Genomic DNA, 26128 nt, shown 5'->3' with positions numbered 1-26128 from the left:
GATGACCTCCCCGTACCGGGCCGTGCTCGGCCCGGCGTTCGACGAGCTCCATCCCCGGCTGCGCGCCTACTTCGACGCCATCCCGGCAGGCTCGACCGGTCGGGGCCGGGGGATGTTCGACACGGTCGGCACGCCTCGGCACTGGTTGTGGCCGGTGCTCGCGCTGTTCGCCCGGGCGCACGTGATGTTCCCAGTGTGGGAGCGCGCCGTGCCGTTCACTGTGGAGAACGTGGCGGTCACGGCGGCGGACGGCGGCCCGGCCGTGCGCGCGATCCGGCGGTTCGAGCTCCGGGGGCGAACACGCGAGATGCGCGACGAGATCGGGGTCGACGGCGGGCTGATCGTCGACCGCCTCGGGACACCTGCTCTGGTGGAGGCGTGGTTCACCGCCCGGGTGACGGACGGCACGCTGCGGCTGGCGTCCCGTCGGGTCGCGGTGCGCGCCGGGAGGGTGCGGATCGTCCTCCCGCGCGCCGTCGCGCCGGTCGTCGCCCTCACCGAGCGGTATGACGAGGCGCGGGACGCCCAGGCGGTCTCGATCGTCGTCCGGATGCCGCTGATCGGTAGGGTGTACCAGTACGCGGGAACCTTCCGCTACGGGATCACACGGGGGAGTGAGTGAGCGAGCGGGTCGTCATCGCCGGTGCGTCGGGCTTCATCGGACGGTACCTGGCGGAGCATTACCGCGCGGCCGGGGCGTCCGTGCTGCTCGTCGGACGCGATGGCCCCGACGCCCGCTGGGGCGACAGCGCTGCTCTTCGGCGGGCCGTCACCGGCGCCGACGTGCTCATCAACCTCGCGGGCAAGAGCGTGAACTGCCGGTACGGCGACGCGAACCGCGCCGAGATCCTCCGCTCGCGGCTGCAGACCACGCGGGCGCTGCGGGAGGCGGTCGCCGCCTCCGACGCGCCGCCTCCCGTCTGGTTCAACTCCTCCACCGCGACCATCTACCGGCACGCGGAGGACCGGCCGATGTCGGAGTCGACCGGGGAGCTGGGAACCGGGTTCTCGGTGAATGTCGCGCGGGCGTGGGAGGCCGAGTTCTTCGAGGGGGAGCTTCCCGGCACGCGGCGGGTCGCCCTGCGGATGGCGATCGTGCTCGGCGACGGCTCCGCACTGGCCCCGCTCATGCGGCTCGCCCGCTTCGGGCTGGGCGGCCCCCAGCTCGACGGCCGCTGGTTCGCGACGACGGCGCGGCGCAACGCGGGGACGTTCCACGAGTTCCGGGCGCGCGGCGGCCGGCAGCGGTTCAGCTGGGTGCACATCCGCGACGTCCTGGGAGCGATCGAGTTCCTCCTGGCCCGGCCCGACCTCGACGGCCCGGTGAACATCGCGGCGCCAGAGCCGGTGGACAACCGGACGATGATGGCGACGCTGCGGCGCGTGCTCGGGGTCCCGGTCGGCCTGCCGGCCCCACGGTGGATGCTCGAGCTCGGGTCGGCCGCGATCCGCACCGAGACCGAGCTGGTGCTGAAGAGCAGGTGGGTGGTTCCGGAGCGGCTGCTCGCCGCAGGTTTCGTGTTCGCCTATCCGGAGCTGGAGTCCGCGCTCCGCGACATCGTCGCTGAGCGCGAGTTGCCGCATCCGCTGGGCAGTCGGTAGACTAGACCGTCACTTGTGTGACATCCACATCCGCTTGCCGTTCGCGGAAGACACCCACAGAGGTTCGCGCTCGGCCTGATTTATGTCCATTACGGAGCATCCACTACATGACAACCGCAACGACCGACAAGGCACCGAAGCAGGTCGCCGTCAACGACATCGGGTCTGCTGAAGACTTTCTTGCCGCGGTCGAAAAGACGCTGAAGTTCTTCAACGACGGAGACCTCATCGAGGGCACCGTCGTCAAGATCGACCGCGACGAGGTCCTCCTCGACGTCGGCTACAAGACCGAGGGCGTGATCCCCTCCCGCGAGCTTTCCATCAAGCATGACGTCGACCCCAGTGAGGTCGTCGAGGTCGGCGACACGGTCGAGGCGCTCGTTCTCCAGAAAGAGGACAAAGAGGGCCGCCTCATCCTGTCCAAGAAGCGTGCGCAGTACGAGCGCGCCTGGGGCGATGTCGAGAAGATCAAGGAGGCCGACGGTGTCGTCACCGGTACGGTCATCGAGGTCGTCAAGGGCGGCCTGATCGTCGACATCGGCCTGCGCGGCTTCCTGCCGGCGTCGCTCATCGAGCTGCGCCGCGTCCGCGACCTGACCCCGTACCTGGGTCAGGAGATCGAGGCCAAGATCCTCGAGCTCGACAAGAACCGCAACAACGTGGTCCTGTCGCGTCGCGCGCTTCTGGAGCAGACCCAGTCGGAGTCTCGCACCACGTTCCTCAACAACCTGCACAAGGGTCAGGTCCGCAAGGGCGTCGTCTCCTCGATCGTCAACTTCGGCGCGTTCGTCGACCTGGGCGGCGTGGACGGCCTCGTGCACGTCTCCGAGCTGTCCTGGAAGCACATCGAGCACGCTTCCGAGGTCGTCGAGGTCGGCCAGGAGGTCACCGTCGAGATCCTCGAGGTCGACCTCGACCGCGAGCGCGTCTCGCTGTCCCTCAAGGCCACGCAGGAAGACCCGTGGCAGGTCTTCGCCCGCACCCACGCGATCGGTCAGGTCGCCCCGGGCAAGGTCACGAAGCTGGTTCCGTTCGGTGCGTTCGTCCGCGTTGCAGACGGCATCGAGGGTCTGGTGCACATCTCCGAGCTCTCCGGCAAGCACGTCGAGCTCGCCGAGCAGGTCGTGTCGGTCGGCGAAGAGGTCTTCGTCAAGGTCATCGACATCGACCTGGAGCGCCGCCGCATCTCGCTGTCGCTCAAGCAGGCGAACGAGGGCGTCGACCCCGAAGGCGCCGAGTTCGACCCCGCCCTCTACGGCATGGTCACCGAGTACGACGACCAGGGGAACTACAAGTACCCCGAGGGCTTCGACCCGGAGACCAACGAGTGGAAGGAAGGCTTCGACACCCAGCGCGACGAGTGGGAGCAGCAGTACGCTGCGGCTCAGGCTCGCTGGGAGGCTCACAAGCGCCAGGTCGCCAAGGGCATCGAAGAGGCGGCCGCCGACAGCGGTTCCTCGTCCTTCTCGAGCGACTCGAGCACGGGAGGCACCCTCGCCGACGACGAGTCCCTCGCGGCGCTGCGCGAGAAGCTCAGCTCCAACAACTGAGACACGTCTCATCCGTGAGCGGCCGGTCCTTCGGGGCCGGCCGTTCCGGCGTTAAGCGCACCTCTCCACCCGCCGAGGGGCACGTTAACGCCCCTAAAACGCGCTGATAGGGGCCACGACGTGCCCCTCGGCGGTGGTCGGAGGGCGGATAGGCTGGGGGCGTGCAGCTGATCGGACTCACCGGCGGGATCGCCTCCGGCAAATCGACCATCGCCTCCCGTCTCGACGAGCTGGGCGCCGTCGTCGTCGACGCCGACCGCATCGCGCGCGAGGTCGTGGAGCCCGGTACACCCGCATTGGCCGAGATCGCGTGCGCGTTCGGCGAGACGGTCATCGCCCCGGACGGCAGCCTCGACCGCCCCGCGCTCGGTGCTGTCGTGTTCGGCGACGCGGAGGCCCTCCAGAAGCTCAACGGCATCACTCATCCTGCGGTGCTGGCGGCCTCGACAGCGCGCTTCGCGGCGGCCGCCGCGGAGGATCCCGCGGCGATCGTCGTATACGACGTCCCGCTCCTGGTGGAGTCGGCCAACGAGTACCCGTTCGACCTCGTGGTCGTGGCGCACGCCGCGGCGGCGACCCGCGTCGACCGCCTGGTGCGGCTGCGCGGGATGGCCGAGGACGAAGCCGAGCGCCGCATCGGCTCGCAGGCCTCCGACGAGGAGCGCCTGGCCGTCGCCGATGTCGTGATCGACACCGACGGCACTCTGGCGCAGACCCTCGAGCAGGTCGACGAGCTCTGGGAGAGTCTGCGCTCGTGACGCCGTCGTGGTCGGTTCCGCTCTCAGCGAGAGCGAGGCGCGATGTCGGTGGGCGTTCCTAGACTGGGGTCATGCAAGCCACCCGTCTCGTTCGTCCGTTCGAGGTCATCAGCGAGTACACGCCGAGCGGCGATCAGCCTAACGCGATCGCCGAGCTCGCCGGCCGTATCAACGCGGGCGAGACCGACGTCGTGCTGCTGGGTGCGACCGGTACCGGAAAGTCGGCGACGACGGCGTGGCTGGTCGAGCAGGTGCAGCGACCGACGCTCGTGCTCGCGCACAACAAGACTCTCGCCGCACAGCTCGCCAACGAGTTCCGGGAGCTCCTCCCCAACAACGCGGTCGAGTACTTCGTCTCGTACTACGACTACTACCAGCCAGAGGCCTACGTGCCGCAGACGGACACCTTCATCGAGAAGGACTCCTCGGTCAACGCCGAGGTCGAGCGCCTGCGCCACTCCACGACGAACTCGCTGCTCAGCCGTCGCGACGTCGTGGTGGTCTCCACCGTCTCCTGCATCTACGGTCTCGGCGCGGCCGAGGAGTACCTGGAGGCGATGGTCGCCCTCCAAGTCGGGCAGAACGTCGGCCGCGACGCCCTCATCCGCCGCTTCGTCGCCATGCAGTACGAGCGCAACGACGTCGACTTCTCCCGAGGCAAGTTCCGCGTGCGCGGCGACACGATCGAGATCATCCCGATGTACGAGGAGCACGCGGTGCGCGTCGAGCTGTTCGGCGACGAGGTCGAGGCGCTGTACTCGCTGCACCCGTTGACCGGCGAGGTCCTGCAGAAGATGGACGCCGTGTCGGTGTTCCCGGCAACCCACTACGCCGCGAGCCCGGCGACGATGCAGCGGGCGATCGGCACCATTCAGGAGGAGCTGCGCGAGCGGCTCCAGGAGCTCGAGCGCGAGGGCAAGCTGCTGGAGGCCCAGCGGCTGCGCATGCGCACCCAGTTCGACCTCGAGATGATGGAGCAGATCGGCTTCTGCTCGGGCATCGAGAACTATTCGCGCCACATCGATGGCCGTCAGCCGGGTGAGGCGCCCAACTGCCTGCTCGACTACTTCCCCGACGACTTCCTCGTCGTGATCGACGAGTCGCACGTGACCGTGCCGCAGATCGGCGCCATGTACGAGGGCGACGCATCCCGCAAGCGCACACTGGTCGAGCACGGCTTCCGGCTGCCGAGCGCCCTCGACAACCGGCCGCTGCGGTGGAACGAGTTCAAAGACCGCGTCGGCCAGACCGTGTATCTTTCAGCGACGCCCGGCCGGTACGAGATGGGCGTCGCGGACGGCGTGGTCGAGCAGATCATTCGCCCGACCGGTCTGGTAGATCCGCAGATCGTGGTCAAGCCGACGAAGGGCCAGATCGACGATCTGCTCGAAGAGATCAGGGTGCGCGTGGAGCGCGACGAGCGCATCCTCGTCACCACGCTGACCAAAAAGATGGCGGAGGAGCTCACCGACTTCCTCGCCGAAGCCGGCGTGAAGGTGCGCTACCTCCACTCGGACGTCGACACGCTGCGCCGCGTCGAGCTCCTCACCGAACTGCGCGCCGGCGTCTACGACGTGCTCGTGGGCATCAACCTGCTGCGTGAGGGCCTCGACCTGCCGGAGGTCTCGCTCGTCGCGATCCTCGACGCCGACAAGGAGGGCTTTCTGCGGTCGTCGACCTCGCTCATCCAGACCATCGGCCGTGCGGCACGCAACGTGTCGGGCGAGGTGCACATGTACGCCGACGTCCTGACCGACTCGATGAAGAACGCCATTGAGGAGACCGATCGTCGTCGTGAGCTCCAGGTCGAATACAACCGCGCGAACGGCATCGACCCGCAGCCGCTGCGCAAGCGCATCGCCGACATCACCGATGTGCTCGCCCGCGAGGAGGCCGACACGGCGCGCATGCTGGCCGGCCGGGAGCAGCGCCGCAAGAGCCCGACCCCGAACCTGCGCAACGGCGGCATCGCAGCGCAGGGCGCGGCCGAGCTGGAGTCGCTGATCGCCGACCTCAACGAGCAGATGCTCGCGGCGGCCGGCGAGCTGAAGTTCGAGCTGGCGGCGCGACTGCGCGATGAACTCTCCGACCTCAAGCGCGACCTGCGGCAGATGGAGAAGGCCGGCCACCTGGGCTGAGCTGCCTTCGGCAGACGCGGGCGCAGAGTCATTCGTAGTCCTCGGGTCATCCGGAGTACTCGGCGCGCGCGGGTCGTGGTGGCGCTACGGTGGCAAGGTGGGCTCGAAGGCGACGCGGACGCGGCAGCGGTGGGGGATCGTCGTCGCCGCCGGAGCGCTGCTGGCGCTGTCCGGCGTCGCACTGGCCTTTCAGGGGGCGCCGGCCTTCACGGGTCTGCGTTTCACACCCCCGGCCGCCGACCTCCAACCGCACCCGGGGGAGCAGCAGGGGAGCGGGACGCCCGCTCCGCAGGACAATCCGCACGAGACGCGGATCGATCTGACCTGGGTGACCTACGCGCTCGTGATCCTCGCGCTCGTGGCCATCCTGGCCCTCTTGTGGCGCTCTCTGCGTCGCCGGCTTCGACCCGAGTTCCCCGGCCGTCAGGGCGAGGTCGCCGGATCGACAGAGGGCGACATCGCCCCCGACCCGCCCGAGCAGCCTCGGCCCGAACGGATCCGGCGCGGTCTCGACCGCGCGCTCGACCTGCTCGGCGAGGGCAGGGAGCCCCGTGATGCCATCGAGCGCGCCTGGCTCGGCCTCGAGGAGGGCGCAGCCGACAGCGGCGTCCACCGCCTGCCCGCCGAGACGCCAGGAGAGTTCGTCGGCCGGGTCGTCGCACGGGTCGCGTCGGATCGGGACGCCGCCGGCGACCTCCTCGATCTCTACCTGCGCGCGCGGTTCAGCGACGCACCCGTGACGACCGCCGATGTCGTGAAGGCACGGTCGGCCATCGAGGCGCTGCGCGCTTCGTGGGGCGCGGGCGCGACGGGAGGTGCCGTCCGATGACGCGGGCGCGGATGGTCCGTCGCGCTGTCGGCTGTGTGCTCGCCGCAGCGATCGTGGGCGTCGCCGCCTGGTTCTTCGGGATGGACGCCCCGCACGCCGTAGGACTCGGAGCCGTGGTCTTCGCGCTCGGCGCCGTGCTGTCGCTGCTCGGCGATCAAGCGGAGGTGACCTGGTGGGTGCCGCCCCCGCAGCCGCGCCCGGGTTCGCGCCGCGACGTCGTCCAGCTGGGCTGGTCGCTGGGCGCGCGCGGCGGCCGCGTGTCGCCGGAGGCGGTCCGCCGGCTGCGCGGACTCGCGACCGAAGTCCTCGACCGTCACGGCGTTCAGCTGGACGATCCCGCCTCCGCACGGGAGGTCGCCCGGCTCCTGGGGGACGAGACCACGGCAATGCTGCGCAAAGGCAGCGCCGCCGCGCCGCGTCCCCGTGATTTCGCGGCGTCGCTGACCCGGTTGGAGGCTCTTTCCGGCTCCGCCTGGCGCGCCGTCGAGCCTCAGACCGATCCGCTCGCCGCCGACCCGCTCACCTCCGACACGACAGGAGCTTCATGATTTCCGATCCGGCCGACGCGGTCGCCTCCACGTCCACCACCGAGACCGTCGCTCCGCTCCCCGTCGAGGAGGTCGCCCGCCTGGGCATGGCGGTCCTTTCGCGCGTCGAGAGCGTCGTCGTCGGGATGCGCGAGCCGCTGCAGATCGCGCTGGCCACCGTGCTCGCCGGTGGCCACGTGCTGTTCGAGGATGTCCCCGGCCTCGGCAAGACCCTCGCTGCTCGCAGCATCGCGAGCGCCGTCGGGCTCGACTTCCGTCGTCTGCAGTGCACGCCCGACCTCCTCCCGTCCGACATAACCGGCTCGTTCGTCTACGTGCCCTCCACAGCGGAGTTCGAGTTCCGTCCGGGGCCGGTGTTCACGGGGCTGTTCCTCGCGGACGAGATCAACCGCACGTCGCCCAAGACGCAATCGGCGCTCCTGGAGGCCATGGCCGAGGGGCAGGTGTCGGTGGAGGGGCGCAGTTTCGCCCTTCCCCGTCCCTTCCACGTCGTCGCGACCGCGAACCCGATCGAGTCCGAAGGCACCTACGCCCTCCCGGAGGCGCAGCTCGACCGCTTCATGGTGCGCCTCGGCGTTGGCTACCCCGACGCGGCCGGCGAGACGCAGGTGCTGCTCGCGCGCATCGCCCGCCGGCACGAGGTCGCGACGGTCGAACCCGTCACGGACGCACGGACGCTCCTGGCGATGCAGGCCGGTGTCGAGCGGGTGGACGTCGACCCGGACATCGCCGCCTACTGCGTCGCCCTCGCCGCGGCGACCCGCCGGCACCGCTCGGTCGAGGTAGGCGCGTCTCCGCGCGGCTCGCAGGGACTGCTGCTGGTCGCGCGGGCGCTGGCGGTGCTCGCCGGCCGCGATTTCGTCATCCCGGACGACGTCAAGCGTGTCGCCGTCCCAGTCCTCGCGCACCGGTTGACGCTGACGGTGCAGGCATGGACGAGCGGGGTGAGCGCCTCCCAGGTCGTGCTGGAGGTCGTCTCCGGGGTGCCAGGGCCGCCGGCTGTCGGCGCGCGGGAGCGGGAGGCCGCGCCCTGATGTCGCTGTGGTCGCGGGCGCGTATGCCCGGTCCGCGCGAGCGGCCGGAGGTGGCGGAGGGCGGCGCCCGTTGGTCGCTGAGCCCGGCGATCACGGCCGCGGCGATCGTCGCAATCGTCTGCCTGGTCGCGGCGTTCGTCATGTCCCGGCTCGAGCTTGTCCTCGTCGCGGCGCCGCTGCTGCTCACGGCGGTGACCGGCTGGTCGTCGCGGCCGGACACCGCGGCGGCACGCACGAGCGTCGCTATCGGCGGAGACGATCCCGACGGCCGTGTCCGTGTCGACGCCGTGGCCGAGACCGAGGGCCGTGTCGACGGCGTCCACCTGCGGATCCGGCGCGCCGACCGGCAGCCGGAGGACGCGATCGTGACCCCGGCATCTGGTCGCCGGCTCCGCTTCCGGGTCGCCGTCTCGCACTCCGGGCCGCAGCGCATCCTGTCGATCGCCGCGCGCGGCGTCGGCCCGGACGCCGCCTGGGTCGGCGATCCCGGGTTCCCCGCCGCCGCCGAGCGGGTGGTGCGTCCGAAGGCGCAGCGGGTGCGGAGCCTCCCGCTGCCGGCGCGATTGCTCGGGCTGACGGGCGGACACATCTCGGCGCGCCCCGGAGACGGCGGGGAGTTCCGCGACATCGACCGCTTCCGGCCGGGCGACCGGCTGCGCCGGATCGACTGGAAGGCCACGGCACGCCTGGCCCAGCGGCCGGGGGAGCTGTACGTGCGGCGGACCACGGCGACTTCGGACGCTGCGGTCCAGCTGGTCGTGGATGCGCGGGACGATGTGCCCGGCGCCGTCGCCGGTTGGGCGGCGCCGTATCCGCGCCCGGGGGCGACGTCGCTCGATTTGGCCAGGGAGGCCGCCGTCTCGCTGGCCGGCGCCTACGCCGACGCGTCGGACCGCGTCGGCTTCGACGACCTCTCCGACGCACGCCGCGCTCTCCCGCCGCGTGCGGGATCGCGTCACCTGAACCGGGTGCTGCGTGCGGTCGAGCTGACCACGGCGCACGGCGCCGCGACCGAGCGCGCGCGAGCGCCCCGGCTCGCGCAGGGCGCCGTCGTCTTCGTGATGTCGACGTTCCTCGACGACCAGGCGACCCGGTTGGCGCTCACCTGGCGGGCGGCGGGCCACCGGGTCGTCGTGGTCGACGTCCTCCCGCCGCGGAACGTCGACGAGCTCGCCGCCCGCGAACGGCTTGCGCTGCGCGTCGTGGACCTCGAGCGCGGCCTCCGGCTCGACCGCCTGCGGGCGGCAGGCGCCGAACTGCTGGTCTGGTCCTCGCCGGACCGCGACGCCGTGCTCCGCCGCCTGGCGATACCGCGGAGGCGGCCGTGAGTGCGGCGGGTCAGGACTCGCGCGCGGCTGCTCGGCCCCCCTCGGATCTCGGTCGTACCCTCCCGGCCTGGTCGCTGCGCGTGGCGTTCGCCGTCGTCGCGGTTCCGCTCGCGTTGACGACCGCGCCCAGCGGGCCGTGGCCGGCGCTGGCCGTCGTGCTGACCGGTGTCGCGCTCATCGTGCCGCGCTGGCGGGTGGCCTGGGTGCTGATCGCGGTGCTCGCATTCTCGACCCTGCTGGAGCCGGGGCGGCTGACCCTCCGGCTGCTCGCGCTGATCGCCGCCGTTCACGTGCTGCACCTGCTGGCCGCGTGGATGCTCGTCCTCGCGCCCTCCGCGCGGCTCCAGCCGGCCGTGCTGCTGCCGTCGCTGCGCCGCCTGGTCTTCATCCAGCTCCCGGTGCAGACCGCGGCCATCGTGCTGCTGCTGGTGGCCCGGCCGGCGGCAGCGCCCTGGCTCGCGCTGGTCTCCGGGGCGGCTATCGTGGGCCTCGTCGTGCTGTTGGCCGCGCTCCTCCTCGCCCGTCCGCGGGCCTGAGCGACGGCGTCGTCGCACCGATCGTGACGAATGTCGGTGGTCCGGCGTACGCTCGTGCGTGGTCGCGCTTCCTGTTGTCGAGGCGCTAGAATCGAACAAAACTTCGAACTATCCCGAGGGGGCATCGCGCGCGTGCGCGGTGGGCGAACACACGACCGGGGCGACGGCGGAATAGCGGAGAATGGAACGAGTGAGCAGTCTGGGAATGAGCAGTCCGGGACAGACCAATCCGGGCGCGGGCGGAGATCCGGCTTTCGACGGTTCGGGCTTCAGCGACGACATCGGTGGCAGTGCGTCGGCGTTCGCCAAGGCGAGCAAAGTCGTGGGGTCTCATCTGAGCGTCCGCGGCGCGCGCGTGCACAACCTGCACAACGTCGATCTCGAGATCCCGCGCGACTCGCTGGTGGTCTTCACGGGCCTGTCCGGGTCCGGCAAGTCGTCGCTCGCGTTCGACACGATCTTCGCCGAGGGCCAGCGCCGCTACGTCGAGTCGCTGTCCGCGTACGCTCGCCAGTTCCTCGGGCAGGTCGACCGTCCCGACGTCGACTTCATCGAGGGACTGAGCCCCGCGGTCTCCATCGACCAGAAGTCCACCAACCGCAACCCGCGGTCGACCGTCGGCACGATCACTGAGATCTACGACTACATGCGACTCCTGTGGGCGCGCATCGGCGTCCCGCACTGCCCGGTCTGCGGCGAGAAGATCCAGCGCCAGACCGTTCAGCAGATCGCCGACCAGCTCATGGAGCTTCAGCCGGGCACGCGCTACATGGTGGTGAGCCCGGTCATCTCGCAGAAGAAGGGCGAGTTCGTCGACCTCTTCAAGGAGCTGGCCGCGAGCGGATACTCCCGCGCCCTGGTCGACGGCCAGCAGGTCCAGCTGAGCGACCCGCCGACCCTCAAGAAGCAGTACAAGCACGACATCGCGGTCGTCGTCGACCGCCTCGTCGCCGGCCCCGACATCCTCGGCCGCCTCACCGACTCGCTCGAGACCGCGCTGCGGCTCACCGACGGTCTCGTGCAGGTCAATTTCGTCGACCGTGAGGGTCCGGAGGCCTGGCAGTCGTTCAGCGAGAAGCTGTCGTGCCCGAACAACCACCCCATCCAGCTCACCGAGATCGAGCCGCGCACCTTCTCGTTCAACGCGCCGTTCGGCGCCTGTCCCGAGTGCTCGGGCCTGGGCACGCGCATGTCGGTCGACGACGAACTGCTGCTCGGCGACGACGAGCTCAGTATCGCCGAGGGAGTCATCGTCCCGTGGACGACGCAGGGCAAGGGTCTCTTCAACTATTACGAGAAGCTGCTCGACGGCCTCGCACGCGACCTCGACTTCTCGCTGAAGACCCCGTGGAAGAAGCTCCCGCAGAACGTGAAAGACGCTGTGCTCCGCGGCGACAACTTCGAGGTCAAGGTGCGGTGGAAGAACCGCTACGGCCGCGAGATGTCGTACACCTCGGGCTTCGAGGGCGTCGTCCCCTACATCGAGCGCCAGTACATACAGGCCGAGACCGACACACAGCGCGCCCGGTGGGCGGAGTACCTGCGCGAGGTGCCGTGCCCGGTGTGCCAGGGCAAGCGGCTTAAACCGGAAGTGCTCGCCGTCCTCGTCCACGGCGCCTCGATCGCCGACGCCTCCGAGCTCAGCCTCTCCGACGCGCGGGCGTTCATGGAGAAGCTCCACCTCACCGAACGCGAGCAGAAGATCGGCGCCCAGGTATTGCGCGAGATCAAGATCCGGCTCGACTTCCTGATCCAGGTCGGCCTCAGCTACCTCGATCTGGCCAGGGCCGCGGCGACCTTGTCGGGCGGAGAGGCGCAGCGCATCCGCCTGGCAACGCAGATCGGCTCGGGGCTCACCGGCGTGCTGTACGTGCTCGACGAGCCGAGCATCGGCCTCCACCAGCGTGACAACCGCCGGCTGATCGATACGCTCGTCGCTCTGCGCGACCTCGGCAACACGCTGATCGTCGTCGAACACGATGAAGACACCATCCGCACAGCCGACTGGATCGTCGACATCGGTCCCGGCGCCGGTGTGAACGGCGGTCACGTCGTGCACTCGGGCTCCTACGACGAACTCATCGCGAACACCGACTCGCTCACCGGTGACTATCTCGCCGGTCGACGTGAGATCCCGCTCCCCGAGAAGCGCAGGAAGATCGACAAGAAGCGCGTGATCCGGGTGGTCGACGCCGAAGCGAACAACCTCCAGAAGGTCTCCGTCGATTTCCCGCTCGGTGCCTTCGTGGCGGTCACGGGTGTCTCCGGCTCCGGCAAGTCGTCGCTGGTCAACGACATCCTCTACCGCGTGCTCGCGAACAAGCTCAACGGGGCGCGCAAGCTGCCGGGCAAGCACCGCACGGTGACGGGGCTCGACAACCTCGACAAGGTCGTGCACGTCGATCAGGCTCCAATCGGCCGCACCCCGCGCTCCAACCCGGCGACCTACACCGGCGTCTTCGACCGCATCCGCACGCTGTTCGCCGAGACACCGGAGGCCAAGGCCCGCGGCTACCTCCCCGGTCGGTTCAGCTTCAACGTCAAGGGCGGGCGCTGCGAGGCGTGCGCGGGCGACGGCACCATCAAGATCGAGATGAACTTCCTGCCCGACGTGTACGTCGCGTGCGAGGTGTGCGGGGGAGCGCGCTACAACCGCGACACCCTGACGGTGCACTACAAGAGCAAGAACATCGCCGAGGTGCTCGACATGCCGATCAGCGAGGCCGCCGAGTTCTTCCGGCCGATCTCGGCGATCCACCGCTACTTGCAGACGCTCGTCGACGTGGGTCTCGGCTACGTCCGGCTCGGCCAGAGCGCGACGACGCTTTCGGGCGGCGAGGCGCAGCGCGTCAAGCTCGCGACCGAGCTGCAGCGCCGGTCGAACGGCCGCAGCGTGTATGTGCTCGACGAGCCGACCACCGGACTGCACTTCGAAGACGTGCGCAAGCTGCTGCTCGTGTTGAACGGCCTGCTCGACAAGGGCAACACGGTCATCGTCATCGAACACAACCTCGACGTCATCAAGTCGGCCGACTGGATCATCGACCTGGGGCCGGAGGGCGGCGCCGGCGGCGGAATGGTCATCGCGACGGGAACTCCGGAGCAGGTGGCCGAGACGCCGGGAAGCCACACGGGTTACTTCCTCAGGGAGGTCCTGCAGGGGGAGGGCGCCCTCGGCTCCGAGCGTGTCCGCGGCGCCGCGTAAGATGCCGCCTGTGAGTCCGACTCGCACAGACACGGTCAGCTACCGGCCCAAGGCGGGGGAGATCCCGACCCAGCCGGGTGTCTATCGGTTCCGCGACGCGAACCGGCGGGTGCTCTATGTCGGCAAGGCCAAGAACCTCCGCGCGAGGCTGAGCAACTACTTCCAGCCGCTGCGCAGCCTCCATGAGCGCACGCGTCGCATGGTGACCACGGCGAACAGCGTGGAGTGGACGGTCGTCGCCAGCGAGTTCGAGGCGCTTCAACTCGAATACACCTGGATCAAGGAGTTCAACCCGCCGTTCAACGTGCAGTTCCGCGACGACAAGTCGTACCCGTACCTCGCCGTGACGCTCGGCGACCGCATCCCGCGGGTCATGGTCACCCGCAACCGCAACCTCAAGGACGCCCGTTACTTCGGCCCGTACACGAAGGTGTGGGCGATCCGCGACACCGTCGACCTCATGCTCAAGGCCTTTCCGGTGCGCAGTTGCTCCGACGGCGTGTTCCGACGCGCGGAGCTGACCGGCCGGCCGTGCCTGCTCGGCGACATCGGCAAGTGCGCGGCGCCGTGCGTCGGACGCATCAGCCGGGAGGACCACCGCGGCCTCGCCGAAGACTTCGTCTCGTTCATGGCGGGCAACGACACCACGTACATCCGCGACCTCACCGAGCTGATGAAGCAGGCCGCGAACACGCTCGACTACGAGGCGGCGGCGCGGCACCGCGACGCCATTCAGGCTCTCGAGGCGGCGATGGGCAAGAGCGCCGTCGTGCTGCACGAGAACGTTGACCTCGACGCGTTCGGCATCGCGCACGACGAGCTGGCGGCCGCGGTGCAGCAGTTCATCGTCCGCGGCGGTCGCATTCGCGGTGTGCGCTCGTGGGTCGTCGACAAGGAGCTCGACATCGAGCTCGGGGAGCTGGTCGAGACCGTCCTGCAGAACGCTTACGAAGGCGCGGACGCCCCTCCGCGCGAGATCATCGTCCCTGAACTGCCGGAGGACGCGAGCGAGCTCGAGCAGTGGCTCATGGCGCGGCGCGTGGAGGCCGACGAAGCCGGACCGGTACGCCGCGGCCCCAAGTCGACGGGAAGGGTGGAGCTCCGCGTCGCCCACCGCGGCGACAAGGCCGCCCTCGCGCAGACCGCCGAGATGAACGCGAAGAATGCGCTCATCCTCTACAAGACCCGGCGCAGCTCCGACTTCGTCGCCCGATCGAAGGCTCTGGGCGACATCCAGGACGCGCTCGGCATGGCCGATGCCCCGCTGCGGATGGAGTGCTTCGACGTGTCGCATCTCAGCGGCACCAACATCGTGGCCTCCATGGTCGTGTTCGAAGACGGCCTGCCCCGCAAAGACCAGTACCGCCGGTTCAGCATCCCGGAGTCCACCGACGACACCGAGTCCATCTACCAGGTCATCTCCCGGCGGCTCGCGTACCTGAGAGAAGACGCCGAGGCCGTGGCGCCGGACGGCGACGTGACGGAGGCCGATGCCGTGGTGGAGGTCGATACCATAGTGGAGGTCGGCGACGATCCCGAGATCGACGTCGACGCCGAGCTGGCGGAGGCCGCGGAGCGCCGTCGCCGCAAGTTCTCGTACCCACCCAACCTGCTCATCGTCGACGGCGGTCAGCCGCAGGTCGCCGCCGCGCAGCGGGCGCTCGACGAGTCGGGCGTGACGGGCATCCAGCTCGCCGGAATCGCGAAGCGGCTCGAGGAGATCTGGCTGCCCGACTCCGACTTCCCGGTCATCCTGCCGCGCAACAGCGACGCCCTGTTCCTGGTGCAGCGCATCCGCGACGAGGCCCACCGCTTCGCCATCACGTACCAGCGCGCGCGGCGCAAGCGCGACATCACCTCCGTGCTCGGCGAGATCCCCGGTCTCGGCCCGGCCCGCGTGAAGGAACTGCTGAAGCATTTCGGTTCGGTGGCGCAGCTGAGGCAGGCCACGCCCGAGCAGATCGCCGAGGTTCGCGGTGTCGGCCCGACAACCGCGGCCGCGGTCGCGGAGCAGCTCAGAGACGGCTGACGAATCCCCTGCTCGCGGGCGCCGCGCTCGTTTTCGCGGCGCCGCGGATTCCTCGCGCCGGCCGCGTCCGGGCGGCGCTCAGTCGGTAGGCTTGACCCACGCAGTTCAGAGAAGGAGAGCCCGTGGCGAGCGACATCGACCCGAACGCCGAACAGCAGGAAGTGCTGATCGTCACCGGGATGTCGGGTGCGGGCCGCTCCACGGTCGCGAACGCCCTCGAAGACCTCGACTGGTACGTCGTCGACAACCTCCCCCCGCAGATGCTGCGGCCACTGATCGAGCTCGCCAACCGGGCCGAATCGGGGCTCCCTCGCATCGCCGCGGTCGTCGACGTGCGCGGGCGCAACTTCTTCGAAGACCTGCAGGAGATGATCCAGAGCCTTCGCGAGGGCACGAAAGTGCGCGTCCTATTCCTGGAGGCGTCCGACTCGGTGCTGGTGCGGCGCTTCGAGCAGGTGCGCCGCCCGCACCCGCTGCAAGGCAACGGCACCATCCTCGACGGCATCGACGCGGAGCGCACCCGGCTGCGCGAGATCCGCGAAGCGAGCGACATCATCGTCGATACGACCGACCTCAACATCCACCAGCTCGCCACCAACATCACCGAGACGTTCGCAGCGGAGAACACCGCAGGGGTGCACGTGACCGTCATGAGCTTCGGCTTCAAGTACGGCCTTCCGCCCGACGCCGATCTCGTGGCCGACGCGCGTTTTCTGCCCAACCCGTTCTGGAACCCCGAGCTGCGCCCGCACACCGGTCTCGACGAGGTCGTCAGAGACTATGTGCTGCAGCAAGACGGAGCGGAGGAGTTCACCGCCGCCTACGTCGCGGCGATGCGCCCGATCTTCGCCGGCTACCAGCGGGAGAACAAGCGGCACGCGATGATCGCGATAGGCTGCACGGGAGGGAAGCACCGGTCCGTCGCGATAGCCGAAGAGCTCGCGGCCCGGTTGAGAGGCTTCCCCGGCGTCGCGGTCAATACCAAGCACCGCGACCTGGGCCGTGAATGATGCCGGCCGCCCACTTCACGGCGTGACCCGCGCCGTCCGTCACAGTTAGGAATCCGATTGGCTCTCACCGCCGACGTCAAAGACGAACTCACGAAGGTCGAAGTCAGCAAGACGACCGTCCGCGCCGCCGAGTTGGCCACGATTCTGCGGTTCTCGGGCGGCCTCCACCTGATCGGTGGACGCATCGCGGTCGAGAGCGAGCTGGACACGCCCGAGCTCGCCCGTCGCGTGCGCAAAGACCTGGCCGAGCTCTACGGCGTGCGCAGCGAGGTCTCGGTGATCTCCGCCTCCGGCGTCCGGCGAACCGGCCAGTACCTCGTCCGGGTGCTGGAGGGCGGCGAGACCCTCGCGCGCCAGACAGGCCTCCTCGACGCCCGCCGCCGGCCGATCCGCGGCCTCCCTAACCGGTTGACCACAGGCTCGCGCGACGAGCTCGCCGCCGTCTGGCGCGGGGCCTTCCTCGCGCACGGCTCCCTCACCGACCCCGGGCGCTCCGCTGCTCTGGAGGTCACCTGCCCGGGCAACGAGGCGGCGATGGCCCTGGTGGGGGCCGCCGGCCGGCTCGGCGTCTCCGCCAAGGCGCGCGAGGTGCGCGGTGTGCACCGCGTCGTCATCCGCGACGGCGAGGCGATCAGTGCGATGCTCGTGCAGATGGGGGCGGCGGAGACCGTCGCCAACTGGGAGGAGCTGCGGCAGCGCCGTGAGGTGCGCGCCACCGCGAACCGGCTGGTCAACTTCGACGACGCCAACCTGCGCCGCTCGGCTCAGGCGGCCGTCGCAGCGTGCGCGCGCGTCGAGCGCGCTCTGGAGATCCTCGGCCCCGACGTCCCCGAGCACCTGCGCTACGCGGGGGCGCTGCGCCTCGCGCACCGCGATGCGAGCCTGGACGAGCTGGGCCACAACGCCGACCCGCCCATGACCAAGGACGCGGTCGCCGGCCGCATCCGCCGGCTGCTGGCGATGGCCGACAAGAAAGCCACGGAGCTCGACATCCCCGGAACGGACGCCAACCTCCCGGCCGACCTGGATGAGGTGTAGTTTCCGCAGTGGGTGGCCGGCCGGAACGAACCCGCGGCCGGCGGATCGCCCTCACTAGACTGAAGAAGTCGCCCGAATCGGGTCTCGAAGAAGAACAACTGTGGAGATGAGTAATGGCTGACTACACGCTCGCCGACCTTCCGTACGACTATTCGGCGCTCGAGCCGAACATCAGCGGCCGGATCATGGAGTTGCACCACGACAAGCACCACAAGGCCTACGTCGACGGTGCGAACACCGCTCTGGCGAAGCTGGCGGAGGCGCGCGACGCCGACGACCTCACGAATGTGAACAAGCTCCAGAAAGACCTGGCGTTCAACCTTGCCGGACACGTCAACCACACCGTGTTCTGGAACAACCTCTCGCCCGAGGGCGGCGACAAGCCGACCGGCGAGCTGGCCGCCGCGATCGACGAGTTCTTCGGCTCGTTCGACAAGTTCCGCGCCCACTTCACGGCCTCGGCGCTCGGCATCCAGGGCTCCGGCTGGTCGATCCTTGCGTGGGACTCGCTGGGTCAGAAGCTCATCATCGAGCAGCTCTACGATCACCAGGGCAACCTGGCGGCCGCCACGATCCCGCTGCTGCTCCTCGACATGTGGGAGCACGCCTTCTACCTCGACTACGTCAATGTGAAGGCCGATTACGTCAAGGCGTTCTGGAACATCACCAACTGGGGCGATGTGGCCGACCGCTTTGTCACGGCGCGCGAGAAGACCTCGGGTCTGCTGCTACTGTCGTAGCGGGTAGGCGTCCCGGGAGGGAGCCTCCCGGGACGCCGCCGTCCGCCTGAAAATACCCACACCGCGCCGTTCGGCGCACCCATCAAGCAACGGGAGACATCTGTGTCCGTAAAGATCGGAATCAACGGGTTCGGTCGCATTGGTCGCAACTACCTGCGCGCAGCCCTCGCCAAGGGCAGCGACCTGGAGATCGTCGCGGTGAACGACCTCACCGACAACAAGGCGCTCGCGCACCTGCTCAAGTACGACTCGATCACGGGCCGTCTGGACGCGACCGTCGAGCTCGAGGGCGACAGCATCGTCGTGAACGGCAAGCCGATCAAGGTGCTCGAGGAGCGCGACCCAGCCAATCTCCCGTGGGGAGACCTGGACGTCGACATCGTCATCGAGTCGACCGGCCGCTTCACCAAGGCCGTCGACGCCAGGAAGCACATCGAGGCGGGCGCCAAGAAGGTCATCATCTCTGCCCCGGCCACCGATGAGGACGCCACGTTCGTCATCGGCGTGAACGAGCACCTGTACGACCCGGAGAACCACAACATCATCTCCAACGCGTCGTGCACCACGAACTGCCTGGCGCCGCTCGCCAAGGTCTTCAACGACGAGTTCGGCATCGAGCGCGGTCTCATGACCACGGTCCACGCCTACACCGCCGACCAGAACCTGCAAGACGGCCCGCACAGCGACCTCCGCCGTGCCCGCGCCGCCGCGGTCAACATCGTCCCGACTTCCACCGGTGCCGCCAAGGCGATCGGCCTGGTCCTCCCGGAGCTCAAGGGCAAGCTCGACGGCTTCGCGCTGCGCGTGCCGGTCCCCACCGGCTCCATCACCGACCTGACCGTCACCTCTTCGCGCCCGGTCACCGTCGACGAGGTCAAGGCGGCGTACAAGAAGGCCGCCGAGGGTCCTCTCAAGGGCATCCTCAAGTACACCGAAGACGAGATCGTCTCCTCCGACATCGTGTCCGACCCGCACTCGTCGATCTTCGACGCCGGTCTGCTGCGCGTCATCGGCGACCAGGTCAAGCTCTCGAGCTGGTACGACAACGAGTGGGGCTACTCCAATCGTCTCGTCGACCTGACCGAGTACGTGGCCGAGCGCCTCTAACCTCCGCGACCGACGTGACGCTCCGCACCCTCGACTCACTCGGTTCGCTCGCGGCAAAACGCGTCGTCGTCCGCTGTGATCTCAACGTCCCTCTTCAGGACGGCGCGATCACGGACGACGGTCGTGTGCGAGCGTCGATTCCCACCCTCGACGCCCTGATCGATCAGGGCGCGAAGGTGGTCGTGATCTCCCACCTGGGCCGTCCGGAGGGCGCGCCCGATGCGAAGTACAGCTTGGCGCCGGTGGCCCAGCGGCTCTCTGAACTGCTGGGCAAGCCGGTGACCTTCGCGCAAGACACCGTCGGTGCCGGCGCGGAGGCCGTTGTGGCCGGCCTGCACGACGGCGACGTCGCCCTGCTGGAGAATCTGCGCTTCAACCCGGGCGAGACCGCCAAGGACGACGCCGAGCGCGAAGCCTTCGCGGCCAAGCTCGCGACGTTCGGCGACGCCTTCATCTCCGACGGCTTCGGTGTCGTGCACCGCAAGCAGGCCAGCGTGTACGAGCTCGCCAAGGCGCTTCCGAGCGCCGCGGGCACGCTCATCGCGACCGAGCTCGACGTGCTCGACCGCCTCACCGAGAACCCCGAGCGGCCGTACGCGGTCGTGCTCGGCGGCTCCAAGGTCTCCGACAAGCTCGGCGTCATCGGGCACCTGTTGCCGCGTGTGGACTCCTTGCTCATCGGCGGCGGGATGCTCTTCACCTTCCTCGCCGCCCTCGGCCACAAGGTGGGTTCGAGCCTGCTGGAGGCCAACCAGATCGACACCGTCAAGGGCTACCTGGCCACGGCCGAGGAGCTCGGTGTGACGATCGTGCTGCCGCGCGACGTCGTCGTGGCGTCGAAGTTCGGTGCCGACGCGGAGCACCTGGTGCGCCCGATCGATGGGATCGAGGACACCGAGTGGGGCTCCGCGGGGCTGGGTCTCGACATCGGACCGGAGACGGGCGAGCTGTTCTCGGAGTACATCCGCGCGGCACACACGGTGTTCTGGAACGGCCCGATGGGTGTCTTCGAGCTCGCGCCGTTCGCGGCAGGCACGAAGGCGATCGCCCAGGCGCTCACCGAGGTCGACGGCCTCGGCGTCGTCGGAGGAGGGGACTCGGCGGCCGCCGTGCACGCCCTCGGCTTCTCCGACGATCAGTTCGGTCATATTTCTACCGGTGGCGGTGCGAGCCTCGAATTCCTCGAGGGCAAGCACCTGCCGGGTCTGGAGGTCCTCGGATGGCAGCAGTGAACGGTTCCGTGCGGCGCGTGCCGCTGATCGCGGGCAACTGGAAGATGAACCTCGATCACCTGCAGGCGATCGCGGTCGTCCAGAAGCTGGCGTGGACCCTCAAGGACGCCGGGCACGACTACGCGGCCGTCGAGGTCGCCGTCTTCCCGCCGTTCACCGACCTGCGCAGTGTGCAGACGCTCGTCGTCGCGGACAAGCTCCCGATCGCGTTCGGCGGTCAGGACGTGTCCGAGCACGACTCGGGCGCATACACGGGCGAGATCGCGGCGTCGTTCCTCGCCGCCCTGGAGTCGCGCTACGTGATCATCGGCCACTCGGAGCGGCGCACGCTGCACAACGAGACCGACGAGCAGGTCGCGGCGAAGGTCGCCCAGGCCATCACGCGCAACATCGCCCCGATCATCTGCGTCGGAGAGACGGCGGAAGACCTCGAGACGCACGGTGCCAGCGCCGTGCCGGTCGCTCAGCTGCGCGCTGCGCTCGCCTCGGTCGACTCGGCGGCCGACTTCGTCGTCGCCTACGAACCGGTCTGGGCGATCGGGTCGGGCCAGGCGGCCACGCCCGAGCAGGCCGAGCAGGTCGCCGCTGCTCTGCGTGCCGTCATCGTCGAGTTGCTCGGCGACGACGTCGCGGCCAAGACGCGCATCCTCTACGGCGGTTCGGTCAAGTCGGGTAACATCGCCGGCTTCATGCGTGAGCCGAACGTCGACGGCGCCCTCGTCGGCGGCGCGAGTCTCGACGTGGCCGAGTTCTCGGCGATCATCCGCTACCAGAAGCACGTCGGACTCTGACGCTCCGCGGCGGCGCGAGCCGTAGCGGCGTGGGCCGGTTATACTGGTGGTTGATTTTGCCGGGCGCCGCCCGGTCGCATTGAAAGGTCTAGCGTGCAGATTCTCACGGTCGTCCTGCAGGTTCTGCTGGGCATCACCAGCCTCCTGCTGACGCTCCTCATCCTGTTGCACAAGGGACGCGGTGGCGGACTCTCCGACATGTTCGGCGGCGGGGTCACCTCCAATCTCGGCGCCTCGGGCGTCGCGGAGCGCAACCTGAACCGCATCACCGTCATCCTCGGGCTCATCTGGATCACGTGCATCGTGGTCCTCGGGCTCATCACCAAGTTCAGCGCCTGACCGGCGCGCCTTCACCAGAGGAGAAGCATGGCATCCGGAGGAAGCGCCATCCGCGGCTCGCGCGTTGGCGCGGGCCCCATGGGCGAACAGGACCGCGGATTCCACGCCGAGCGCGTGGCGATCTCGTACTGGGACGCCCTCGGCAACGAGACCGTGCGGTACTTCGCGGCGAACCTGCCCGAAGAGGAGATTCCGGATGTGATCGACTCCCCGTCGACCGGTCTCCCGGCGGGCCGCGACAAGGAGAACCCGCCGTCGGTCGCCAAGGCCGAGCCCTACAAGACGCACCTGGCCTACGTGAAGGAGCGTCGTTCGGAGGAGGAGGCTGAGCAGCTGCTCGAAGACGCCCTCAACCAGCTGCGCGCCCGCCGCGGAAAGCCCACGAGCAACTAACGCACACGACAGCGCAACGCACGCAGAAGCCCCGCCGGTCCGATGACCGGCGGGGCTTCTGGCGTCTGAATGCGCAGTTGGGCGTGTCAGTGTGAGATGGCATCTCCTGTCGCCCGACGTTCCCGGAGGAGAGCGATGCCGATGCGCCCGCTGAGAACGACGGAGGCGATGGCGGCGGCGATGCCGACTGCGCCCGCAATGATCGCGGGGACGATCAGGAACGAGTCGTCGACGCCGACTTGAACATTGCTCATGTGCGCCGCTATTGAGGCCAGTCCCGCGACCGCGACCCAGGCGCTGATCGTCACGGTCGCCCACAGCCACCAGGGCAGAGCCGGCGAGTGCAGCCGCCGCGCCGCGCGCACCGCGAGTCGGTGAAGAGCGACCTGGACGGCGATCACCGCGGCGATCCCTCCGACGGCCACTCCCGTGTTGCGGGTCGCTGCCGCGAGAACGACGAAGACGACGACCGCAAAGGGCAACGCCAAGGCGATGTCTGCCGACAGTCGTCGGATCGTGGTCGGGTTCATCCTGTTTCCTTTCGAAGAGCCAGTCTGACGATCACATCAGATATATCGCGACTCGTCGTCCGTCTGAGGGATGAGATTCCGTGTCAGTAGCTCGGGGCGATCAGGTTCTCTGGCACGTCGACGGCGGCCTCCTTGTCGACGAAGAACACCGTGCGCTTGCGGCCCTTGGCGCCGGCGACCGGCACCTCGGTATAGCTCGCGCCGGCGAGTGCCAGTCCGAGCGCGCTGGCCTTGTCGCTTCCCGACAGCACCAGCCAGATCCGGTCGGAGGCGTTGAGGACGGGCCGGGTGAGGCTCAGCCGCTCGGGCGGGGGCTTGGGCGAGTCGCGCACAGCGACCACCGTGGCCTCCGTCTCGCGGATGCCGGCTCGGTCGGGGAACAGCGAAGCGATGTGTCCGTCGGGGCCGACACCGAGGAACGTGATGTCGAAGCGGGGGAACTCCTGCCCGTCGGGGGCGAACGCCGCCAGCTCAGCGGCGTAGACGCTTGCGGCCTCGTCGAGGTCTGGGATCTCATCGGACGCGGGGAACGGGTGGATGTTCTCCGGCGGGACGGGGAGGTGATCGAGGAGCGCTTCGCGCGCCTGGCGCTCGTTGCGCTCCCCGCTCGACTTCTCGACGAACCGCTCGTCGCCCCACCAGAAGTGCACCTTCGACCAGTCGATGGTGTCGTGTGCGGGGGAGGAGTTGACCGCCTCCAGCACGGCGATGCCCATCGTGCCGCCCGTGAGCGCGATGTTCGCCGCTCCCAGGTCGTCGAGGATGTCGATCGTCTTGGTGAGGAAGCGTGCGGCCACTGACGCGGCGAGGGCTTCCTTGTCGGGGTGGACGAGCACCCGCCGTTCGTTCGTCATGCTGTCGTGCCCGCTCCTTCGTCGGAGGTCTCGAGCAGTGCGAGACCCTTCGTGATGACCTCACCGTAGAGGTCGTCAGGGTCTAGCCTACGCAGTTCCTCCGCCAGGCAGTCGCGGAGGCTGCGGCGCGGCAGCGACAGATCGTGCGTCGGCTGCCCCGGCTGGGAGAGCCGCGCCACGTTCGGGACCTCGCGCTCGAGCTCGATCGTGCCGGACGCGCGCTCCATCTTCACGCCGTGGATGCCGCCGGAGCCGATCGCGCGCGAGGCGAGATCGTAGTGCACCGGCACCTGGAGCTGCAGCCGCAGCCACGCGGCGAGCAGAAGGGTGGAGGGCGAGTCGGCCGCGCCGGCGACGTCGACCGACGTGATCGGCTCGTACGGCGGCTGGTCGAGCACCGCGGCGAGCTGCGCGCGCCACAGGGTCAGACGGGTCCAGGCGAAGTCGGTGTCACCCGGAGCGTACGTCTCGGCCAGGTGGAACAGCGCCTCCTGCGGGTTCGGCTGCGCCGACGCGTCGGTGATGCGGATCGTGGCGATGCGGCCCAGGGGGGAGTGCGACGCTCGCGCGGGCGCGATCCCCGGCCACCAGACCACCACGGGGGCGTCCGGCAAAAGGAGGCCGGTGACCAGTCCCTCCTCGTCGCTGGCCGTCTCGCCGTAGGCGCGGAGCACGATGACCTCGCTGGCGCCGGCGTCGCCGCCCACGCGGATCTGAGCGTCGAGACGCCCCGAGTCGGTCTGGCTGCGCTCTTCTTCGGTGGAGACCACGATGACGCGCATCGGGTGCTCGCGGGAGGCGTCGTTGGCGGCCTCGATGGCCTCCTCCTCCTGACCGAGGTGGGTGGCGATGATCAGCGTCAGCACCCGGCCGAGGGCGACAGCGCCGCCCTCCTCACGGATCTTGACGAGAGCCTTCGAGATGTTGCTCGTCGTGGTGTCGGGCAGATCGACGATCATGGGCGCCTCCAGACGCGGCCGTCGCGGGCGAGGAGCTCGTCGGCGGACTTCGGGCCCCAGGTTCCGGGGCGGTACTGTTCGGGCTGACCCTGCGTCGCCCAGAACTCCTCGATCGGGTCGAGGATCTTCCAGGAGAGTTCGACCTCCTCGTGCCGCGGGAACAGCGGTGGGTCGCCGAGCAGCACATCGAGAATGAGCCGCTCATACGCCTCGGGGCTCGCCTCGGTGAAGGCGTGGCCGTAGCCGAAGTCCATGCTGACGTCGCGCACCTGCATGCCGGCGCCCGGCACCTTCGAGCCGAAGCGGATCGTCACGCCCTCGTCGGGCTGCACGCGGATCACCAGCGCGTTCTGGCCGAGGGCGCTCGTCTGCGACTCGGCGAACAGCTGCTGCGGCGCACGCTTGAACACGACGGCGATCTCGGTGACGCGGCGGCCGAGGCGTTTGCCCGCGCGCAGGTAGAACGGGACGCCGGCCCAGCGGCGGGTTCCGATCTCCAGCTTGATGGCGGCGTAGGTCTCCGTGGTGGAGTCCGGGTTCATCCCGTCCTCCTCCAGGAAGCCGACGACCTTCTCGCCGCCTTGCCAGCCGTTCGAGTACTGACCGCGGGCGGTCGACGTGGCGAGGTCGGCGGGAAGCCGGACGGCCGCGAGGACCTTCTCTTTCTCGGCGCGCAGGTCGGCGGCGTCGAACGAGATCGGCTCCTCCATCGCGGTGAGGGCGAGGAGCTGAAGGAGATGGTTCTGGATGACGTCGCGCGCTGCGCCGATGCCGTCGTAGTAGCCGGCACGGCCGCCCACGCCGATGTCCTCGGCCATCGTGACCTGCACGTGGTCGACGTAGTTGGCGTTCCAGATCGGCTCGTACAGCTCGTTGGCGAAGCGCAGCGCCAGGATGTTCTGGACGGTCTCTTTGCCGAGGTAGTGGTCGATGCGGAACACCGAGTCGGGTGGGAAGACCGACTCGACGACGTGGTTGAGTTCGCGTGCCGTCTTGAGGTCGCTGCCGAACGGCTTCTCGATCACGACGCGCCGCCAGCCGGTGCCCGACTGGTCGGCGAGCCCCGACTTCTTCAGCTGCGCGGTGACGAGCGGGAACGCCTTCGGCGGGATCGACAGGTAGAACGCGTGGTTGCCCATCGTTCCGCGCTCGACGTCCAGCTTCTCCACCGTCTGCTTGAGCCGCTGGAAGGCCTCCGCGTCGTCGAACTCGCCCGACACGAAGCGGATGCCCTGAGCGAGCTGCTTCCACACGTCGTCGTCGAACGGTGTGCGAGCGTACTGCTTGACCGCGTCGTAGACGACCTTCTCGAAGTCCTGGTCCTCCCAGTCGCGCCGCGCGAACCCGACCAGCGAGAACCCGGGCGGCAGGAGGCCGCGGTTCGCGAGGTCGTAGACGGCCGGCATCAGCTTCTTGCGCGACAGGTCACCCGTCACTCCGAAGATGATGAGGCTGCTCGGACCCGCGATGCGGTTGAGGCGGCGGTCGGAGGGCAGCCGCAGCGGGTTGAACTCCGGAGTGATCTCCACCGGCGACATCGCCCCGATCGGCTTGGACAATACAGTCTCCTTGGACAAC

Annotated in this window: 24 protein-coding genes; 20 read left to right on the top strand and 4 right to left on the bottom strand. The window is 69.2% G+C overall.

What is annotated here, in order from left to right; genetic code table 11:
* The first annotated feature begins 1 nt into the window (after window position 1).
* The 20 genes from ACPPVW_RS16690 to ACPPVW_RS16595 all read left to right on the top strand — a co-directional run bounded on the left by ACPPVW_RS16690 (window position 2) and on the right by ACPPVW_RS16595 (window position 22207).
* Complete coding sequence (locus ACPPVW_RS16690) at window positions 2–622, top strand: DUF4166 domain-containing protein (protein ID WP_426624187.1); 621 nt, start codon at window positions 2–4, stop codon at window positions 620–622.
* The gene (locus ACPPVW_RS16685) at window positions 619–1602 is read left to right on the top strand and encodes an epimerase (RefSeq protein ID WP_426624186.1); all 984 of its coding nucleotides are present in this window, start codon (window positions 619–621) and stop codon (window positions 1600–1602) included. The genes ACPPVW_RS16690 and ACPPVW_RS16685 overlap by 4 nt, the downstream gene beginning before the upstream one ends.
* 107 nt (window positions 1603–1709) lie before the next feature.
* Entirely contained in the window at window positions 1710–3152 is a 1443-nt protein-coding gene (gene rpsA, locus ACPPVW_RS16680; RefSeq protein WP_426624185.1) for a 30S ribosomal protein S1, read from the top strand.
* A gap of 161 nt (window positions 3153–3313) precedes the next feature.
* Window positions 3314–3910 carry a dephospho-CoA kinase gene (gene coaE, locus ACPPVW_RS16675; RefSeq protein WP_426624184.1) on the top strand — a complete coding sequence of 199 codons (597 nt, stop codon included), beginning with the start codon at window positions 3314–3316 and terminating at the stop codon, window positions 3908–3910.
* Between the two features lie 71 nt (window positions 3911–3981).
* Window positions 3982–6048, top strand: coding sequence for an excinuclease ABC subunit UvrB (gene uvrB / locus ACPPVW_RS16670; protein WP_426624183.1), 2067 nt, complete (start codon window positions 3982–3984; stop codon window positions 6046–6048).
* 97 nt (window positions 6049–6145) lie between these two features.
* Window positions 6146–6877 (top strand): DUF4129 domain-containing protein, encoded by a 732-nt coding sequence (locus tag ACPPVW_RS16665; protein ID WP_426624182.1) that lies wholly within the window; start codon window positions 6146–6148, stop codon window positions 6875–6877.
* Window positions 6874–7425, top strand: a complete 552-nt coding sequence (locus ACPPVW_RS16660; RefSeq protein WP_426624181.1) for a hypothetical protein — start codon at window positions 6874–6876, stop codon at window positions 7423–7425. Before ACPPVW_RS16665 ends, ACPPVW_RS16660 begins: the two co-directional genes overlap by 4 nt.
* Complete coding sequence (locus ACPPVW_RS16655; RefSeq protein ID WP_426624180.1) at window positions 7422–8459, top strand: AAA family ATPase; 1038 nt, start codon at window positions 7422–7424, stop codon at window positions 8457–8459. The genes ACPPVW_RS16660 and ACPPVW_RS16655 overlap by 4 nt, the downstream gene beginning before the upstream one ends.
* Window positions 8459–9787 (top strand): DUF58 domain-containing protein, encoded by a 1329-nt coding sequence (locus ACPPVW_RS16650; protein ID WP_426624179.1) that lies wholly within the window; start codon window positions 8459–8461, stop codon window positions 9785–9787. Before ACPPVW_RS16655 ends, ACPPVW_RS16650 begins: the two co-directional genes overlap by 1 nt.
* Window positions 9784–10323 (top strand): hypothetical protein, encoded by a 540-nt coding sequence (locus ACPPVW_RS16645; RefSeq protein ID WP_426624178.1) that lies wholly within the window; start codon window positions 9784–9786, stop codon window positions 10321–10323. Before ACPPVW_RS16650 ends, ACPPVW_RS16645 begins: the two co-directional genes overlap by 4 nt.
* A gap of 205 nt (window positions 10324–10528) precedes the next feature.
* A complete protein-coding gene (uvrA, locus tag ACPPVW_RS16640; RefSeq protein ID WP_426624177.1) occupies window positions 10529–13528 on the top strand; it encodes an excinuclease ABC subunit UvrA in 3000 nt (999 codons plus the stop codon).
* A 1-nt stretch (window position 13529) separates the two neighbouring features.
* On the top strand, window positions 13530–15557 hold the full coding sequence (gene uvrC, locus ACPPVW_RS16635) for an excinuclease ABC subunit UvrC (protein ID WP_426624176.1): 2028 nt from the start codon (window positions 13530–13532) through the stop codon (window positions 15555–15557).
* A 122-nt stretch (window positions 15558–15679) separates the two neighbouring features.
* Window positions 15680–16567 (top strand): RNase adapter RapZ, encoded by an 888-nt coding sequence (rapZ, locus tag ACPPVW_RS16630; RefSeq protein ID WP_426624175.1) that lies wholly within the window; start codon window positions 15680–15682, stop codon window positions 16565–16567.
* Window positions 16568–16624: 57 nt separating this feature from the next.
* Complete coding sequence (whiA, locus tag ACPPVW_RS16625) at window positions 16625–17605, top strand: DNA-binding protein WhiA (RefSeq protein ID WP_426624174.1); 981 nt, start codon at window positions 16625–16627, stop codon at window positions 17603–17605.
* Between the two features lie 113 nt (window positions 17606–17718).
* Window positions 17719–18345 (top strand): superoxide dismutase, encoded by a 627-nt coding sequence (locus ACPPVW_RS16620; protein WP_426624173.1) that lies wholly within the window; start codon window positions 17719–17721, stop codon window positions 18343–18345.
* Between the two features lie 102 nt (window positions 18346–18447).
* Window positions 18448–19452, top strand: a complete 1005-nt coding sequence (gap, locus tag ACPPVW_RS16615; RefSeq protein WP_426624172.1) for a type I glyceraldehyde-3-phosphate dehydrogenase — start codon at window positions 18448–18450, stop codon at window positions 19450–19452.
* A 14-nt stretch (window positions 19453–19466) separates the two neighbouring features.
* Complete coding sequence (locus tag ACPPVW_RS16610) at window positions 19467–20684, top strand: phosphoglycerate kinase (RefSeq protein WP_426624171.1); 1218 nt, start codon at window positions 19467–19469, stop codon at window positions 20682–20684.
* Window positions 20672–21475, top strand: coding sequence for a triose-phosphate isomerase (gene tpiA / locus ACPPVW_RS16605; protein WP_426624170.1), 804 nt, complete (start codon window positions 20672–20674; stop codon window positions 21473–21475). The genes ACPPVW_RS16610 and tpiA overlap by 13 nt, the downstream gene beginning before the upstream one ends.
* Before the next feature lie 93 nt (window positions 21476–21568).
* On the top strand, window positions 21569–21814 hold the full coding sequence (gene secG / locus ACPPVW_RS16600) for a preprotein translocase subunit SecG (RefSeq protein WP_055915982.1): 246 nt from the start codon (window positions 21569–21571) through the stop codon (window positions 21812–21814).
* Between the two features lie 27 nt (window positions 21815–21841).
* Window positions 21842–22207 (top strand): RNA polymerase-binding protein RbpA, encoded by a 366-nt coding sequence (locus tag ACPPVW_RS16595; RefSeq protein WP_426624169.1) that lies wholly within the window; start codon window positions 21842–21844, stop codon window positions 22205–22207.
* 86 nt (window positions 22208–22293) lie between these two features.
* Here ACPPVW_RS16595 and ACPPVW_RS16590 read toward each other — a convergent pair whose 3' ends face one another.
* From ACPPVW_RS16590 to zwf, 4 genes are all read right to left on the bottom strand, one after another.
* Window positions 22294–22737 carry a hypothetical protein gene (locus tag ACPPVW_RS16590; RefSeq protein ID WP_426624168.1) on the bottom strand — a complete coding sequence of 148 codons (444 nt, stop codon included), beginning with the start codon at window positions 22735–22737 and terminating at the stop codon, window positions 22294–22296.
* Window positions 22738–22820: 83 nt separating this feature from the next.
* Window positions 22821–23591, bottom strand: coding sequence for a 6-phosphogluconolactonase (pgl, locus tag ACPPVW_RS16585; RefSeq protein ID WP_426624167.1), 771 nt, complete (start codon window positions 23589–23591; stop codon window positions 22821–22823).
* The gene (locus ACPPVW_RS16580; RefSeq protein WP_426624166.1) at window positions 23588–24550 is read right to left on the bottom strand and encodes a glucose-6-phosphate dehydrogenase assembly protein OpcA; all 963 of its coding nucleotides are present in this window, start codon (window positions 24548–24550) and stop codon (window positions 23588–23590) included. The genes pgl and ACPPVW_RS16580 overlap by 4 nt, the downstream gene beginning before the upstream one ends.
* A complete protein-coding gene (zwf, locus tag ACPPVW_RS16575; RefSeq protein ID WP_426626329.1) occupies window positions 24547–26088 on the bottom strand; it encodes a glucose-6-phosphate dehydrogenase in 1542 nt (513 codons plus the stop codon). Before zwf ends, ACPPVW_RS16580 begins: the two co-directional genes overlap by 4 nt.
* Between the last annotated feature and the right edge of the window lie 40 nt (window positions 26089–26128).

The organism is Leifsonia sp. McL0607, assembly GCF_049993355.1.
Taxonomy (GTDB): domain Bacteria; phylum Actinomycetota; class Actinomycetes; order Actinomycetales; family Microbacteriaceae; genus Leifsonia.
The sequence above is the reverse complement of the archived record's forward strand: the minus strand, read 5'-3'. Positions and strand labels throughout refer to the sequence as shown.